Origin of the sequence: Bacillus sp. FSL R9-9497 (genome assembly GCF_038005805.1) — a bacterium.
Lineage (GTDB): Bacteria > Bacillota > Bacilli > Bacillales > Bacillaceae_G > Bacillus_A > Bacillus_A cereus.
Map to the genome: position 1 here is coordinate 2,827,632 of NZ_JBBOTY010000001.1, position 17,576 is coordinate 2,845,207.

Genomic DNA, 17,576 nt, shown 5'->3' on the forward strand with positions numbered 1-17,576 from the left:
AAAACTTCCTCTCTTAAAAGAACAACACCATATGTTCATCATCACTATACACACCATTCATTTTTATAGCCCTTTTTTCAATTCCGTATGTTTTAAATCCCATTGATTCATATAATCGTTTGGCTGGTTCGTTCGTTGACACAACCCCTAAATTCAATTGCTCTAGCTTCATCTCTTTTGCCCTTTCAATTGCTTTACGTATTAAATCACGTGCAAGACCACTTCTTCGATTTTCAGTATCTACATACATTGCAACGATATGTCCTTTATGCTTATATGCGTCTTTTTCTTCTGTTAATAAAGTAACTACCCCAACTAAACAATTTTCATTATTAAAAGCACCAAATGTAAAACTACTATTGGATGAAAGATTACTAGCAACTCGTTCAAGAGGATTTTCTTGACGTACTGCTTCTTCATAAGTCGTTATAAATGCTTCTGGATTTACTTGTAATGCTTGTAAACGTAACTCCCAATATTGTTTTGCATCCGCTTTTGTAAGTAATCGAATCATTTTATCTTCCCCTTTTTAATTTACATAATATTTTTATAGGCTACTTTTTGATTCATACTCTTCTTTTAATATACTGTAACGATTGCGATGAATGAACTTCCCCTGTCTCAATCGATCATTTCTCATTAACCCTTCGCATACAAATCCGGCACTTTCATAACTCTTTTTAGCTTTTGTATTATCTTCATCTACACGTAACCAAATTTTCTCCAATTCAAACTGAGAAAAACCTATTTGTAACATGCTGTTTAGAGCTGCCATTCCAAATCCTTTACCCCAATAGTCTTTATTTCCAATCGCAATTCCTAGTTCAGCATTTTTATTTGTTTTATCAAAATTTTTAAGGTCTACCCATCCAATATGTATACCTGCCTCAGTAACGATTGCCCTTTGTTCATAACCATTTTTTCGGCTTATACAAGCTTCAATCCAGTTTCTCGTATCTCCACGAGTGAATGGAGGATATCGATCTGGTACGACTAAATGCTTTATTACATCTCTATCTAATGACCATTGATAGCGATCTTCTACATCATCTAGTGTCAATTCTCTTAATTGAACATATGGTACATTCATTTTTCTCGCCCCTTTTTATTTACCAATAGAAAATCCTTCGAACACTCTTCCACCATACTGTTCTAACGTCTTTTCTATAAAATGAATTAATTCATTTTTCTCTCCCGTTTTATAAAAATGATCAAAAGCGGCTACAAATTTGTTTGCATATTGCTCATCATATCTTCTTAGCACTCTAATAAACCATTTTGAACTCCCAAGCCACTTACCATTTACTCTTAATACATATTCATGTACTAAATCCGCTAATAAATTAGCGATAAACAATTCTTCTTCTCTTTTTGTTGCACCAATAAAGTCATCTAAAGTATCTGTAATAAAATATCGCTTCTGCTTAATCGTTTCTTCGGACCATTTAGCTGGTCCTTTATGTAGTAAATCATTCGCTTCTTTTTTTAATTTCTCAATAATTTCCTTTTCCCCTTTTAATGCAATCCCTTCTGAAACTAATTGTGGTAACGACGGTCTCCCTCGATCACAATCCATTTTGAAAAAGGTTTTATATGTTTCAAAATTATGAACAAACACCTCAACAGGCCATCCATTACTATAGAAAGATTCTCTATAGCAAGAAGTTAAACTTTGGTCAACTATTACAATATCAAGGTCAGATGTTTTTGTCGCTTCTCCTCGTGCAACGCTTCCGCCGAGTAAAGCTACATCACAATTCGGAAATTGTGATGTAATTATGTTTTGTGCTGCTTCAATTGGTTTCATAACTGTTCCTCTTTTCTTATTTCACTTTCTTTTTTCAGCTCTTTCTCTCGCTTTTTTTATATAGCTTTCTGCATCTGGTGTTTTACATGACGTTGCACCGTGATCAACCTCTACTTTTCCAATTTCACGTGCAATTTCAATCGCTTGTCGCTCTAAGTCTTCATTGCGAATTCCTATTGTGATTAAAGCACTATTCATCGCTTCTTTTTTTCTATTTTTTTCATTATGTATATTTTCTTTAATCTCTTCTAAGTACGGAGAGAAGAAATCATCATGTAACGTTTTATTTTTAATCGCTATATTTGCTAATAAAGACCAGCCAGCTCTTCCAATCCATTCATCATTAGACTTTGTCCACTCTTCCATTCTTTCTATTGCAATTGGCGAAGTACATATAGATTTCATAAGAACATCCATTAAACAGTAATAATCAACATTCTGAATCCAACTATTAAGCTGTTCTGTCGCTATTTTTTTCGGATCTAAAATATAAGTTGCTAATGTCATTGCGTCCATATTGTTCGTTTCCCACAATCCAACTGCTAAATCGTGATCTTTTTTTATCTTCTTTTTTAACAATTTTAAATTCGCAAAACTAACTCCAAATAACGGCTCTTTCGCTCCGTGGTTTTTATACGTTTTTCGATTTTGTTCTGTTCCATATCCCTCTAGTTGCCGCATTACTTCCTCAAGTAGCATATACCCACCTCTTTATCTTTTATGTTGACTGTATATATGTATGTACGATATATTCTACATTACTTTTTGGTTTTCCTATATTTATTTTGAAAGTACGGTATGTGAAATTTCTAAACATCGCACAGCTACACCATCAAAAAACTGTATGTTTAACATGTACAGTTTTTTGATGGTAACAATTTTCCGTAGAATAAAATATTTTGTTTTTCGTCCGCTTCTTGTAAATATTTATTAATCATTCCAAGTGCTGCCCTACCCTTAATTGATCCTGTAGGGTTATGCCATTCACATTTAGCATAGATAGAAAGGTTCTTCGTTTCTTCGCATTCTAATTTAATGAGAGGTGTATTCCCGACATTTTTAGAAAACTCATACAAATGTTTTAATGTCATACTTCTATACCTCCTGCATAAATGATATTGATTACATTTATTCTTAACCAAAATACTTTCTACAATTTAATAACTCTCTTAACTAAATCTTCTTATATAAAAATCCCTACAAACGCTGTAGGGATTTATGTCTAAATCATTTTGTTACACTCTATTTCATATGAAAATAGTTTCCTTATTCAGATGCATTCATAAGCACAATTCTCCAACCATCGGGATCCTCTATTGTGGTTCCCTTTTCTATCCAATACGGGTTTTCTGGTTCCACCTCATGATAGCCCATATTACTTAATCGATTCACTATCTTTTCAATTTCATCTTTATTAGGCATATAAAAAACTAGTAAATTATCTTTTGTCGGTGCCGGACATGGACTTCCATTAACATGTGTAGTAAACTCCAAATGATACTCTTCATCTGGTAATCCAAACATAACCCCGTCATATCCTTCGTGATTTTGAAATTCCCCTATACGTTTTAGTCCTAATCCTGTTTCATAAAAACTGATCACTTCTTCAAATTTATCTGTTGGTCTTGCAATTCTAAATCGAACCCAATTCTTCATGCAAATCTCCTCCTTTTCATTTTTCAAAGCTTTATAGTAATTAGTATAAGTTACATATATTCCCTTTAACATCCCTCATTAGTGTGAGCTTCCTAAGTTGAAAGACCTATTAGTTAATAAACAATAGGACTTTAGTATAAATTGCTATTTTGCATTGTTTCTAATGTTATCCATGACTGCCCAATTTGATTAACATATGGCCTTTCCTCATTACAAATTTTACAGCGAGAAGGTGCTTATTCATTTTCGGGATACTGTACTCCACATGTAGTGCAAATATAATTATTCATATTCCCGCTCCTTTTTTCATGTAATTGTTTCTTTATCAATATTTTAATAAAAATCAAAAATATTCGAATCAATAATTGGAACGAAAACGAAGTGATACGAAAATATGATTTGGTGATTGAAAGTTTAAATAATAAAGTTTAAATTCATTCTATTTTTCAAAACTGCAATTGATATAAAATCTTGCATACTTTTGAGTAAACTTTTTTACACTTGTAAAAAAGTTTTTTTGCATTTCCCTACCTATAATTGCTAATATAGTAGAGTAGAACTTTTATAGAGAGAAGGAAAATTATGCACAATGGAATTCGAATGACAACTTTAGTAAAAAGGGCTATGTTAGTTTGTGCGGGGGTATTATTCACATACGAAGTGGCTTTTGGATCAGTACATACTGCTCTAGCTAGTACAGAAGATGAAGCAAAATCTGTTCAACTTGTAAGTGAGATTCAAACATCTCTTGCTCCGAAAGAAGCTCCAAAACATTATAACGGGCAAGTTAGAAAAGTCGCTTATTTAACATTTGATGACGGTCCTGGAAAATACACAGCTGAGCTTTTAGATATGTTAAAGAAAGAAAATGCAAAAGCAACATTCTTCCTAATTGGTTCAAACGTAAAAGCTTTCCCTGATCTTGTAAAACGCGAAGATGCTGAAGGCCACTACGTTGGGATGCACAGTATGACTCATAACTACAAGAAACTTTACACTGAAGGTCATTACGTAGATGAAATGAAGGAAGACCAAGGCTTAATCGCTGGTGTTTTAGGTAAATCACCAGTATTAACTCGTCCATCTTACGGCTCTATGCCAGGATTAAACGAAGCTCTTCGCAACAAAGTTGTAGAAAATGGCTTAAAAGTTTGGGATTGGACAATTGATTCTTTAGACTGGAAATATAACAAAATGCAAGTTGATGCTGCATCTGCTAAAATTGTAGAAAACGTTCTAGCTCATTCTACAAATCCAACAGAAGTTATCCTTATGCATGATATTCATCCACAATCAGTAAAAGCAGTACCTGGAATTATTAAAGGACTGAAAGAAAAAGGATATGAATTAGAAGCGTATAATGAGAACGAACACTTCCCATTAAACTTCTGGCATGATAATCGTATGTAATGAAAAGACTTGATTCCCTCTAGTAGGTTATCAAGTCTTTTTTATCGTTTTTAGAATTTCCTTATAGAGAAAACCTATACACGCTTGCACCATATCAATAGTATACGTCCCTTTCCTTTTATCAAATAAATTTAACTTTGAAATATCACATGCTATCTTTAACCTAGTTTAAATAAGTGGATGTTATATAATCGTATTTATAGTGCAAACTGAAGAAGCTTGGAATCAATTTAAGAAAGAAACGCGATAAGTAAAAAACTACAAAAGCGACTTATTCAAAATAAAAACATACATATCAGAATACAGTCAAAAAAGGATTGAATATACAATTTCAATCCTTTTTTTTATATTATCAACACTTTAGCACATATTACTCTTAAGGAGTGATATGTATATGGATTTTCTTTCATCTGAATATTTGTCTGCCTTGCTTGCCATTATTGTAATCGATTTAGTGTTAGCCGGAGATAACGCCATTGTAATTGGATTAGCAGCAAGAAGATTACCGAAAGACCAACAAAAGAAAGTTATCATTTGGGGAACCATTGGAGCAATCGCTATTAGGGCCCTCGCTACCTTAGTTGTCGTTTGGTTATTAAAAATACCTGGATTACTCCTAATTGGTGGTGTACTTCTTATTTGGATCGCTTACAAGCTGATCGCTGAGGGCAAAAATCATGATATTAAAGCCGAAGAAGGATTTTGGTCTGCTATTAAAACCATTATTATTGCTGATGCGTTAATGGGCATTGATAATGTACTCGCTGTTGCAGGAGCTGCCCATGGTAACTTTTCTTTAGTAATCATCGGACTATTAGTGTCTATTCCAGTAGTCGTATGGGGCAGTACATTAATTTTAAAATGGGTGGATCGTTTTCCTGTCATCATTACGATCGGAGCAGCCGTTTTAGCTTATACTGCCGCGAAAATGATTGTAGATGAGAAGTGGTTCGCTGGATTTTTCGAAAGTAACCCTTTCGTTAAATGGGCATTTATCATTATTATCATCGTCGGTGTAGTTTTCTTCGGAAAGGCAAAACAAAAAGCAACAGCTGGTTCTGTCTCATAATGATGGTATATTTACAAATAAAAGGCGCTATTCATATGAATAGCGCCTTTTATTATTTAGCTTCCCCTTCCGGAGTCGTTTTTACCTTTGTTTTGTTTTTATCACGGTTGTTATAGTTATACTTCGAACGATCTACTGGAGTGAATCCTTCCGGTGTGTAGAATCGTAATAAGTCACCATTTACGACTTGGTCAGAGTATTTTAGTGAGTTTTGAACCATTTGTTCATTTTTCTTTATTTCATCTGTAAATTCTACAGGTTTTCCAGTAGTTGTATCATAGTATTTGCCGTTTAGTGCAGTAACTGTTGGGCTTACGTAGTTACCGTTACGGAACGCAACGACTTGTTTATGATCTGGTGATAATAAATCAGAACCGAATTGAACATAATTCTTTGTATCTGTACCTAGTAAGTGTAATAGCGTTGGAAGAACGTCAATTTCACCACCATATTGATGTTGTACGCCACCTTTCACTCCTGGTACACGAACGATTAATGGTACACGTTGTAACTGTGCATTTTCAAATGAGTTCATTTCTTTACCCATTACTTTTGACATTGCTGCGTTATGATTATCTGAAATGCCGTAATGGTCTCCGTACATAACAATAATTGAGTTATCATATAAACCAGATTGTTTCAAGTAATCGATGAAGCCTTTTACAGATTCGTCTAAATAGCGTGCTGTTTGGAAGTACGTATCTACTGATGAATCACCTGTTGTTGCTGGTTCAATCGTTGCTTCTGCCTTATCGATTGGATAAGGGAAATGGTTCGATAACGTAATAAACTTCGTATAGAACGGTTGTTTCAACGTTTGTAATAACGGAATAGATTCATTAAAGAACGGTTTATCTTTTAACCCGTAGTTTACTACGTCTTTTTCATTCATATCGTAGTATGACGCATCAAAGAATTTATTAAAACCAAATGATTTATAAATATCATCACGGTTCCAGAATGTTTTGTAGTTACCGTGGAATACTGCTGATGTGTATCCTTGTTGTCCTAAAATAGCTGGTGCTGATTGATACGTATTATGAGATTTCGTTGTAAAGACAGAACCTTGCGGTAAACCAAACATTGAATTCTCTAACATAAACTCCGCATCAGATGTTTTCCCTTGTCCTGTTTGATGGAAGAAGTTATCAAAATAAAGTGTATTCGCATCTTTTGTAAATGAGTTTAAGAACGGTGTAACTTCTTGACCATTTAATTTGTAATCAATTAAGAAGTTTTGGAATGACTCTAAATGAATGTAAATTACGTTCATTCCCTTTCCTTTACCGAAATACTCAGGATTTGGACTTGCATAAGTTGATGTTAAATAATTTCGTACTTCTGTCATATTATCACCATCAGCTAATGCTCGTTCTGTCGATGCTTTCGCACTTTGAATTCCATCATAAATTGTGTAGTTGTATGCACCTAAATATTTCACAATATAATTACGGTCAAACGTTCTTGTTAATAATTCAGGACGGTCAGACTCTGCAAGACCTAAGTTAACACTGAATAATAAAATACCTGCTACAAATACTAGAGATAATTTATGCTTCGCAACACGAATTGGTTTTGGATTTGCAAATTTTGTTGCGACTAACACAATTAATATAATCGTGTCTAAGAAGTATAATGGATCATAAAGATGTAGCAATGCAAGAATACTACCACCTAAATCTCCAAAGTTATTCGTTTGTGTTAATGTCGGGAACGTAATAAAGTCACTGAAAAAGCGATAGTATACTACGTTTGCGTATAAAAGAATCGACAATAACAAATTAATGATAATTAACCAAATATAAGATCGTTTCCCTTTTGCAAATAATGCTAGTCCTAAAAATAGAACTGCTGAACTAAGCGGGTTAAAAAACAGCAAGAATTTTTGGATTGTGTTTGAAATTCCTAAATTGAATTCTGTTACATAAGCTGCATATGTTTTGAGCCACAATAAAATAACGGCAAACAGAAAGAATCCAAAATGATTGCTTAACACACTTTTGCTCTTTAATAAGAACTGTTTCATTTCTCCACCTCTTTTGATCATCCAAGGCTTATTTTTTTATAAGTCTGTCTCTCTATTCAAATTTTCTTCTTCAAATAGATTATCTTTATTTAACTATATGAAGAATATTAGTAATTATAATTTGAAGCTAGTATTTATTCAACTATTTCTTTCTAGACATTTTGACCTTGGTTTCTATTTAACAAAATAAATTTGTAACATTTCCTGTTTTCTCCCAAGATTCATCCACTAATTATGACACTCCATACTATATACCTTTATAAACTCATTCGCAAACTATTCTATCTCCAAATTTGGTACATATTTCACATGACAAAATAATACGATTTGATTATATTACTCCACTTACATTTCCCTTCTTCAACTAACTCTTTAAATCTTAAAGTCATTACATCCCTTCCATACATGAAAGAATTCTCCTGTTCATTAATATTATATTTGAATAATTATTCATTTGACCGACCAGCGATGTTACATTTTCTCGACAAAAAAACTCGCTCTAAAAAGAGCGAGTTTTTTCATTATATATTATTGACCTTTGTACATTGCATCTACTTGTTTTTGAAGTTCCTCATTTTCTAAGAACTCATCATAAGTAGCCTCTTTATCGATTACACCGTTTGGTGTTACTTCGATAATGCGGTTTGCAATTGTTTGCACGAACTGATGGTCATGAGATGTGAATAAGATTGTACCTTTGAATGCAATTAAACCGTTGTTTAATGCTGTAATTGACTCAAGGTCTAAGTGGTTCGTTGGATCGTCAAGTGTGATTACGTTCGCACCACTTAACATCATTTTAGATAACATACAACGAACTTTTTCGCCTCCAGATAATACAGAAACGTTCTTCTTAACTTCTTCACCTGAGAATAACATACGGCCTAAGAAACCACGTAAGAAGCTTTCAGACTCATCTTGTGGAGAGAATTGACGTAACCATTCAACTAAGTTGTAATCACTGTTCTCAAAGTACTTAGAGTTATCTCTTGGGAAGTAAGATTGAGAGGTTGTAACACCCCATTTGAATGAACCGCTATCCGGCTCCATTTCACCCATAAGAATTTTAAATAATGTTGTCATCGCAATATCGTTACGGCCGATAAATGCAACTTTATCACCTTTATTTAAAGTGAAGTACACATTATCTAACACTTTTTCACCATCAATTGTTTTAGAAAGACCTTCAACAGTTAATAAGTCATTTCCTACTTCACGCTCAGGTGTGAAGCCAACGAATGGGTAACGACGTGATGACGGTCTAATATCATCTAATGTAATTTTGTCTAATAATTTTTTACGAGAAGTTGCTTGTTTCGCTTTAGAAGCGTTTGAACTAAAGCGTGCAATGAAGTTTTGTAACTCTTTTACTTTCTCTTCTTTTTTCTTATTAGCATCTTGTGTTAATTTTAAAGCTAATTGGCTTGACTCATACCAGAAGTCATAGTTACCAACATAAAGTTGAATTTTACCGAAATCAAGGTCAGCCATGTGCGTACATACTTTATTTAAGAAGTGACGGTCATGGGATACTACGATAACTGTGTTTTCAAAGTTCATTAAGAAGTTTTCTAACCATTGAATCGCTTTTAAGTCCAAGTGGTTGGTAGGCTCATCTAATAATAGAATGTCAGGTTGACCGAATAAAGCTTGAGCAAGTAATACTTTTACTTTCTCTGCCCCAGTTAATTCTGACAATTTCTTATCATGAAGGTCTTCACCAATACCTAAACCTTTAAGAAGAATTGCAGCTTCTGACTCAGCTTCCCAACCGTTAAGCTCAGCGAACTCACCTTCAAGTTCAGCAGCGCGCATTCCATCTTCATCACTAAAGTCTTCTTTCATGTAAATAGCATTTTTCTCTTGCATTACTTTGTAAAGTTGCGTGTGACCCATAATTACTGTTTCTAATACTGGGAACTCTTCATATTCGAAGTGGTTCTGTTTTAATACTGCTAGACGCTCACCTGGCGTAATATGTATGTCACCTGTTGATGGTTCAATTTCTCCAGATAAAATCTTTAGGAATGTAGATTTACCAGCACCGTTTGCTCCGATTAAACCGTAGCAGTTACCTGGCGTGAATTTTATGTTAACATCTTCAAATAATTTGCGATCCGCGAAACGCAAACTAACGTTACTTACTGTAATCATTTGTGTCCTCCTACTAATACCGCTTATTTCAGCGTTTTCTCACCGATTGTCTTAAAAAATCGCATATTACGACTCAATTATTGTAGACTATAGCTATTATATAGTAGAAGCTGGATGAATAGCAACGGTTGATTACCTTTCTACAATGAAATCGGATAGTTTTTGTCCATTCCCCTAGCTATTTGTATGTATATCATCGACCTCTTTCTCATATAACCTTTCACTACTCATTCTGTAATATATCGGATTCATTTTCATCTGAAATATTATATACCGAAAAAACTGTAGAGAAATCATTCCCTACAGTCTCTTCTTATTTCGTATTTATTATTTTCTCTTTGTAACTCTTCATTTTACTCGTTAACCCTATTAACGCCGGTAATAATATCGGCATCACAATTAAAGCTAATAGAAGAAGTGCAACACCAACTACTGACGCAACTTGTATAAGTGTTAATACACCTGATGGAATTAATGCTGCAAATGTCCCGCCTAAAATTAGCGCAGCTGATAATACAACTCCTCCTATATGACGAGATGCAGTTACAATTTTCGTTACCGAATCCCCTTCTACCTCGTTATAGCGCATCATTACGAAAATACTATAATCCACTCCTAAAGCGACAATCATAATGAAGCTAAAGAATGGAACATTCCAGCTTAATGACTCTACATGTAATACATGTGCACTAATTTGTTCGCTTATACCGAGTGATGCAAAGTACGCCAATAGTAATGAGCCAATAATAAATATTGTGTTTAGTAATGAGCGTGTAATTACGATTAATACAATCGCAATGCCAATCAACATAATCGTAGCTGTACGTAAGAAATCTTGCCCTGTTACTTCTTTTAAATCAACGTTTCTAGCTGTTGTTCCGCCAATTGCTGTTTTCGCATCATGTAATTCCGTTCCCTTTACAGTGCCATCGATTGTTTTATTGATTTCTTGAATAATTGGCATCGCTTCTTTTGAATACGGATTTACATCTAAAATGATAGTCATTTTAGCAATTTTTCTATCCTGTGACATGTACGTGTTCAATGCTTTTTGGAAATCTTCTCCCTCTAGCACTTCTTTTGGAATATAAAACTTCTCAGAGCTCTTCGATTCATTGAGCTCCCCTAAATATTTCTGTGCGTCATGCAGGCCATTACTTACTTTTCCAAGCCCTTCTGTACTTTTAGATAAACCAGATTGTAATTGCCCCATCTTTTCTTGCAGGTCTTTAAGGCCCGTTAAAAGTTGTCCTTGCCCATCGTTTATTTTCGTTAATCCAGATTGTAACTCAACTGATTTATTTGCAATTTGTTTTGAACCTGAAGAACCTTCATTTAATCCATTTTTAAGATCGGCTGCTCCCTTTTGTAACTTATTAACTCCATTGCTCATTTCTTTTAAGCCGTTATCCACTTTCAGTAACGATTGATTCGCTTCTTTAAATGAACTCATCGCCGTTTTGTGCTGCGTTGCTAATTGATTTAATTCATTTGAAAGTACGCTTAATTTCTTTTGAGCCTCTTTAGCAATTCCTATCGTTTGTTGTATGTTTGGATCATTCGCTAATTCCGGTTTCGTTTGAACGAAATTGGTCATTAACATTTCAATTTGTTCATACCCCTTTTTCGCACCATCAATCGCTTGAGAAATACTTCCGAAGTATTGATCGTAAGAGTTTAAACCTTTTTCTAACTGTGCATAACCAGCATGCAGCTGCGACGTTGCATTAGATAGAACATTTATATTTTCGTTTACTGAAGCTAAACCACTCTCAATTTGCTGTGCTCCTTGTACACCGTCGTTTATGCCATTTGATAATTGATGTAAAGCTGTTCCTAATGCTGATACCCCGTTTTTCGCCTCGTTCGTTCCATCAATTAATTTTTGAACATTCGCAAGACTATTTGAATCATTACTTCCCATTTTATTTTTCGCATCCGTTAATCCATCATTAATTTCCTTTATGCCACCATCGGCATCTCCTAATCCTGTATTCAATTCTCCCGCTTGCTTATTTAAATATAATTCTTTTATCTTCTCACCAGTTGGACGTGTTGGTGCATATACTTCTGACACACCTTTAACTTTCGAAATTTTATCAGTTAATTCATCTAAAATTTGTAGAGAAGTTCCTTCATCCAGCTTTTTATCAGATTGAATGACTAATGTACTCGGTGAAGAGAAACCAGGCGGAAAATGATCTTCTATTACGTTAATACCCATCTTTGATTCATACTTATTATCCACTTCAAATAAATCATTGTAATTAAGTGTATTAGAGTATTTTAATACGAAAGGAATCGATATTACGAATACGATGATTAAAGCGACAAATGGCCTTGCTACTGAGTTTTTCGCAAAGAATCCCCATAAGCGACTATCCTCATGACCTTTAAATGTTTTAACTGGATAAAACATTCCTTTTCCTAAAAGCACCATAAAAAATGGATTTAAAGTCGTTAATACGAGTAATAATACTAAAACACCAATTGCTACCGCTGAAGTAGATTGATATAATTTAAAACTTGCTAACGCAAGTGATGCAAAACCAATTAGCACCGCTATTCCGCTATATAATACAGTTTTACCTGCTGATTTGAATGTTTCTTTCGTAGCTAAAAATGCATTTTCTTGTTTACTTAATTCTTCTTTAAACCTCGTATATAATAAAATGTTATAATCTGTTCCTACCCCAAACAGGACGACGACTACGAACACTTGTGTAAAGTTTGAGAATGGAAAATTAAATTGATCTACAAGCTGGGCAATAATCCCCATTGAAACTAAATACGATATACCAACTGTAAGAAGAGAAACAATTGGAACAACTGGTGAACGGAATACGAGGATTAATACTACAAGAATGAAAATGATTGAAATAACTTCTGTCTTTTTCACTCCCTCTTGAGAGGATTTAAGAAAATCACCCGCTATTAAGTCACTTCCTGTTAAATACGTTTTTACCCCTTTCGTTTGCACTTTTTCATGAAGATTATTTGAAACTTTTGATATTTCACCATGTTTTTTATCTATCGATATTTGCGTTAAAATAGTCGTATTATCTTTAGAAACTAATTGTTTCTCCAAGTCTTTATTGTCTAAATGTGAAACAACTTCCTTAATTCCTAATTGCTCTTTTTCATTTTGCAGGGCGTTGATTGTTTTTGTTATTTCCTTTTTTTGTTCATCTGTTAAAGCTGCCTTATTGCCACTATTAAAAACGGCTATAATTTCATACTTTTCAACCCCTTCTTTATCCATCTCTTTCATCATCTTGTCAGCAATACTGCTTTGCTTTGTATTAGGGATTGTAATTTTCCCTTTTTCTTTCACTAATTGATCCATATTAGGCATCGTTACGACCATTGTAATAGTAATAACTATCCATAATAGAAAAGATAAACTTCTCCAACTTTTTAACTTGCTCATTTGAATCATCTCCCAATATGAAATTCACATGTGGAATGAATATTCATTTCTACTCTTTTGAAAACAATTTTCGGAATGAACGTTCATTCCTATCATTCTATTAAATTATTAATTAACTTTATTAAACTAGGTAAATCGGAATGAATATTCATTCCTTCGGTTATAAAGATTTATTATCTCCTGTTATTCTTTTTCATACCTTTTTTCGGAATGAATGTTCATTCCTGTCCTTATAACGCTATAGAATCAAATGATTCTAATAGCATTCCAACAACTTTCTTCCAATTCCTTTACCAATTCATCTGTATATTCTAACTGCCCTGTTTCCATTACTTTAATTAATTTTTCTATTGGTTGATATACAATAATAATTAAAGCAATTGGTGGTAATGGACGAAGCAAACCTTTTTCGATTCCATCTTCAATCAAGTTCATGAAGAAACCCATGAAGTCCTCGAATATTTCATTACTATGTTCATCTAGAAAATAACTATCACAGTGAGAATTTGTAAAAAGAAAAGCATCTGCATTTTGTCTCGCAAATTCAAATAAACGGTTGTATGTATGGCTAAACTGTTCACGAATATTTGCGTCGACCGGGAAATCATTTTTTATTAATTCCGATAGTTGTAAAACACTTTTCGTAAATAAAGAATTAACAAGCGCTTCTTTATTTTCAAAATAACGGTAAATTGTACCTGCACCTACTTTTGCTTTTTCAGCAATCATGGGAATTGTTGTACCATCATAACCTCGTTCTGCAAAAAGTTGTATTGCAGCATCAAAAATATCTTCTTGTTTGTTTTTAGCCATTTTTCCACCTCAATTTCCAGGAATGAAAATTCATTCCGTTTTTAATTATAAATTAGATGCGCTAAAAGTCAAGTGTGTGGCAAAGTATAGCTGTGATTTTTTATCCCCTATTTATGAATGAAATTATATGAGCGATTTTCTAGATATATTGGCGCAATTTAAAATTATATCAGCGATTTTCAGGATATATCAGCGAAACTCTAATTATATCAGCGATTCTCAGGATATATCAGCGAAACTCTAATTATATCAGCGATTCTCAGGATATATCAGCGAAACTCTAATTATATCAGCGATTCTCAGGATATATCAGCGAAACTCTAATTATATCAGCGATTCTCAGGATATATCAGCGAAACTCTAATTATATCAGCGATTCTCAGGATATATCAGCGAAACTCTAATTATATCAGCGATTCTCAGGATATATCAGCGAAACTCTAATTATATCAGCGATTCTCAGGATATATCAGCGAAACTCTAATTATATCAGCGATTCTCAGGATATATCAGCGAAACTCTAATTATATCAGCGATTCTCAGGATATATCGACTTAACGAAAGAAGTTCACAATATAAGAGGAGGCTATCCCAAAATTTCACTTGGGATAGCCCGCCTTCATACATGCAAATTAAAAGAAATCATAAATAAACGGCTTACGCACTGGTACTAAATTCTCAAATGATCGTATTGCCTCGTCACTTCCACTAATGAATTCAAGTTCATTTAGTTCTAATGGCCGTTTATATCCAAGCATTATTGCCGATAACGCAGTTATATCCAGTTTAATTCCTTTTTCAGTTTTTTCTTCTACAATTGTTATTTCATGATTTGCAAGTCTCACTGTTATGTTATTCCACGGAGCAAATGCATCTGTAATGTTTAGGATCACTTCTTGCTGTACATTGTTCCAATTCAACTCATATTGTTTTAAAAACTGCTCCACATCTACAATTCTTCCCATAAAATATGGTTTTATTTCTGTCTTCACGCGTGGCTCTTGCAATGAATATAATAACGATTCGCTTTCACTTACTGTCATTTCAATTTCTTTAATCATAGAATCATGCTGACAAATAAAGTTCCACAGACCATTTCTTGCTTCATTATGCAGTGGTACAAATTCTTCTACTGTCATTTTATAGTTTTCTATTTTGTATAACATGTAACCTGCTGCCTTTTTATTTTCATCATAGTAAATCGCTAATGTTAAATCATCATAAACCGCTTGTAACCACCAGTTCTTCTCTCGAACTAACATACATGAAAAACGTTCTGCAAATGCTTCATAGAGCTTCTCGACTTCTTCTGGATGATTTTCTTTATTAAAACGTTTCACAGTACCATTTACTTGTTTTTTCATCACTAAATCGCTCTTACTCATATGACATTTGAGTAGATTCGCACAAAGTTCCCAGCCGTATTTACGGTAAAATGAAACAGCAAATGGATGTAACATAGAGACTGTAAAGCCATCTTTTTTCATTGTTTGAAGTGAATGTTGAAGTAGCTCTTTTACATACCCACTTCTTCTGTACTCTGGATACGTCGCTACTCCTGCAACGCCACCCATTTTAAATTTTTCTTTACCTATGTAAATATGAAACGGGATGAGGTGTAGTTTTGCAGCTAAGTCTTCCCCTTCCATAATGCCGTATATTTCATGACTTTCCTTCATTTTTGTAAGTTGCTGCTGTAATCGTTCCTCATCTACTGTATATTGAAAAGCGTATTCTGATAAACGTAATGCTTCTCTGAACTTATCTTCTTTTAATTGTATGACATTCATATAATTCTCCTCCATTCCCTGTTTGAATTATATCATAATTCTCACTATTATAATTCGGTAAGTGAAACTACAAGGACGTTTCAACAAAAAAAGCAGATACATCACGTATCTGCTTTCCATCCTTTTTATTTAGCTAATTTTTGAAGTTCGTCAAAGAATGTAGGATATGATACACCTACTGCTTCTGCATCTTCAATAATTGTTTTTCCTTCTGCCAGGCAACCAGCAATTGCAAGCATCATTCCGATACGGTGATCACCATAACTATTTACTGTATTGCCTTTTAGAGCTGATTTTCCGTAAATGATCATACCGTCATCAGTTGCTTCTATGCGAGCTCCTAGTTTCGTTAACTCAGCAACGACTGTATCAATACGGTTTGTTTCTTTTACTTTCAATTCATGTGCATCTTTAATTACTGTAATTCCTTCTGCTTGCGTTGCCGCTAATGCGATTACAGGAATCTCATCGATTAATCTAGGGATAATATCTCCGCCAATTTCAATTCCTTTTAATGAAGATGTTTCGATTGTAATATTTGCAGCTGGTTCTGATGCCCCTTCGTTAATTAGATCTACAGTGAACGTAGCACCCATTTTTTCTAAAACATCAATAATACCTGTACGGGTTGGATTCATCCCTACATTTTGTAATACTAGTTTACTATTTGGGATGATTGCACCTGCTACTAAGAAAAATGCTGCTGATGATACGTCACCTGGCACTTGAATGTCTGTTGCTGTTAATTTTTGTCCACCTGACAACTTCACTGTTTTCCCTTCGCGAGTTACTTTAACACCAAATGCTTCGAGCATTCTTTCCGTATGGTCGCGTGAAATATGTGGTTCTGTAACAGCTGTTACACCTTCTGCACGAAGACCTGCAAGTAAAATAGCCGACTTTACTTGTGCACTTGCAACAGGAGAAATATATTCAATTGCTTTTAAATCTCCGCCACGTATTGTTAACGGTGTAAATGTTCCTTCTTCTCGGCCGTCTATGTTTGCGCCCATTTGTTTTAATGGGTTTGTTACACGCTTCATCGGTCTTTTTGCGATAGATTCATCACCTTGTACGCAAGAGAAAAATGGTGTGTTAGCTAATATACCTGACATTAATCTGATTGTTGTACCAGAATTACCAACATCTAATACAGCTTTCGGTTCTTGTAAACCTTCTAATCCTTTACCAACTACAGTAACCTCATCACCGTTTTGCGTAATTTCTACTCCCATTTCTTTAAAACATGAAATCGTACTTAAACAGTCTGCACCGGGCAAGAAACCTTTAATTGTTGTTTTCCCTTCTGCAATAGAACCGAACATAACAGCACGGTGTGAAATGGATTTATCACCTGGGATTGTAATATTGCCATTCAATCCGTTATTAACAGGTTGTATTGTTCTTTCTTTCACGTTTTT

The 17,576-nt window shown here is 34.1% G+C and carries 13 protein-coding genes and 1 pseudogene; 2 read left to right on the forward strand and 12 right to left on the reverse strand.

Annotation, left to right across the window (positions count from 1 at the left end; genetic code table 11):
* Positions 1–13: 13 nt before the first annotated feature.
* The 6 genes and pseudogenes from MKY21_RS14660 to MKY21_RS14685 all read right to left on the reverse strand — a co-directional run bounded on the left by MKY21_RS14660 (position 14) and on the right by MKY21_RS14685 (position 3,463).
* Entirely contained in the window at positions 14–514 is a 501-nt protein-coding gene (locus MKY21_RS14660) for a GNAT family N-acetyltransferase (RefSeq protein WP_074626038.1), read from the reverse strand.
* Between the two features lie 33 nt (positions 515–547).
* The gene (locus MKY21_RS14665; protein WP_098616664.1) at positions 548–1,090 is read right to left on the reverse strand and encodes a GNAT family N-acetyltransferase; all 543 of its coding nucleotides are present in this window, start codon (positions 1,088–1,090) and stop codon (positions 548–550) included.
* Positions 1,091–1,105: 15 nt separating this feature from the next.
* Entirely contained in the window at positions 1,106–1,807 is a 702-nt protein-coding gene (locus MKY21_RS14670; protein ID WP_044797273.1) for a nucleotidyltransferase domain-containing protein, read from the reverse strand.
* A gap of 21 nt (positions 1,808–1,828) precedes the next feature.
* Positions 1,829–2,506 carry a DNA alkylation repair protein gene (locus tag MKY21_RS14675; RefSeq protein ID WP_341076619.1) on the reverse strand — a complete coding sequence of 226 codons (678 nt, stop codon included), beginning with the start codon at positions 2,504–2,506 and terminating at the stop codon, positions 1,829–1,831.
* A gap of 152 nt (positions 2,507–2,658) precedes the next feature.
* A pseudogene (locus tag MKY21_RS14680) lies at positions 2,659–2,898 on the reverse strand (pyridoxal-phosphate dependent enzyme); the annotation flags it as partial.
* Between the two features lie 175 nt (positions 2,899–3,073).
* On the reverse strand, positions 3,074–3,463 hold the full coding sequence (locus tag MKY21_RS14685; protein WP_000800682.1) for a VOC family protein: 390 nt from the start codon (positions 3,461–3,463) through the stop codon (positions 3,074–3,076).
* Positions 3,464–4,045: 582 nt separating this feature from the next.
* On the opposite strand from MKY21_RS14685, the gene MKY21_RS14690 reads away from it, so the two are divergent.
* Positions 4,046–4,873 (forward strand): peptidoglycan-N-acetylglucosamine deacetylase, encoded by an 828-nt coding sequence (locus MKY21_RS14690; RefSeq protein WP_000551451.1) that lies wholly within the window; start codon positions 4,046–4,048, stop codon positions 4,871–4,873.
* 394 nt (positions 4,874–5,267) lie between these two features.
* Positions 5,268–5,942, forward strand: a complete 675-nt coding sequence (locus MKY21_RS14695) for a TerC family protein (RefSeq protein ID WP_000346955.1) — start codon at positions 5,268–5,270, stop codon at positions 5,940–5,942.
* A 52-nt stretch (positions 5,943–5,994) separates the two neighbouring features.
* On the opposite strand, the gene MKY21_RS14700 is transcribed toward MKY21_RS14695, so the two are convergent.
* The 6 genes from MKY21_RS14700 to aroA all read right to left on the reverse strand — a co-directional run bounded on the left by MKY21_RS14700 (position 5,995) and on the right by aroA (position 17,570).
* On the reverse strand, positions 5,995–7,968 hold the full coding sequence (locus tag MKY21_RS14700; RefSeq protein WP_000808770.1) for an LTA synthase family protein: 1,974 nt from the start codon (positions 7,966–7,968) through the stop codon (positions 5,995–5,997).
* Between the two features lie 528 nt (positions 7,969–8,496).
* Entirely contained in the window at positions 8,497–10,122 is a 1,626-nt protein-coding gene (locus MKY21_RS14705; RefSeq protein ID WP_000633864.1) for an ABC-F family ATP-binding cassette domain-containing protein, read from the reverse strand.
* Between the two features lie 313 nt (positions 10,123–10,435).
* Positions 10,436–13,552, reverse strand: a complete 3,117-nt coding sequence (locus tag MKY21_RS14710; RefSeq protein ID WP_016118102.1) for an MMPL family transporter — start codon at positions 13,550–13,552, stop codon at positions 10,436–10,438.
* 246 nt (positions 13,553–13,798) lie between these two features.
* Positions 13,799–14,365 (reverse strand): TetR/AcrR family transcriptional regulator, encoded by a 567-nt coding sequence (locus tag MKY21_RS14715; protein ID WP_001107290.1) that lies wholly within the window; start codon positions 14,363–14,365, stop codon positions 13,799–13,801.
* 632 nt (positions 14,366–14,997) lie between these two features.
* Positions 14,998–16,155, reverse strand: a complete 1,158-nt coding sequence (locus MKY21_RS14720; protein ID WP_001100933.1) for a GNAT family N-acetyltransferase — start codon at positions 16,153–16,155, stop codon at positions 14,998–15,000.
* Between the two features lie 125 nt (positions 16,156–16,280).
* The gene (gene aroA, locus MKY21_RS14725) at positions 16,281–17,570 is read right to left on the reverse strand and encodes a 3-phosphoshikimate 1-carboxyvinyltransferase (RefSeq protein WP_000664630.1); all 1,290 of its coding nucleotides are present in this window, start codon (positions 17,568–17,570) and stop codon (positions 16,281–16,283) included.
* Positions 17,571–17,576: the final 6 nt, after the last annotated feature.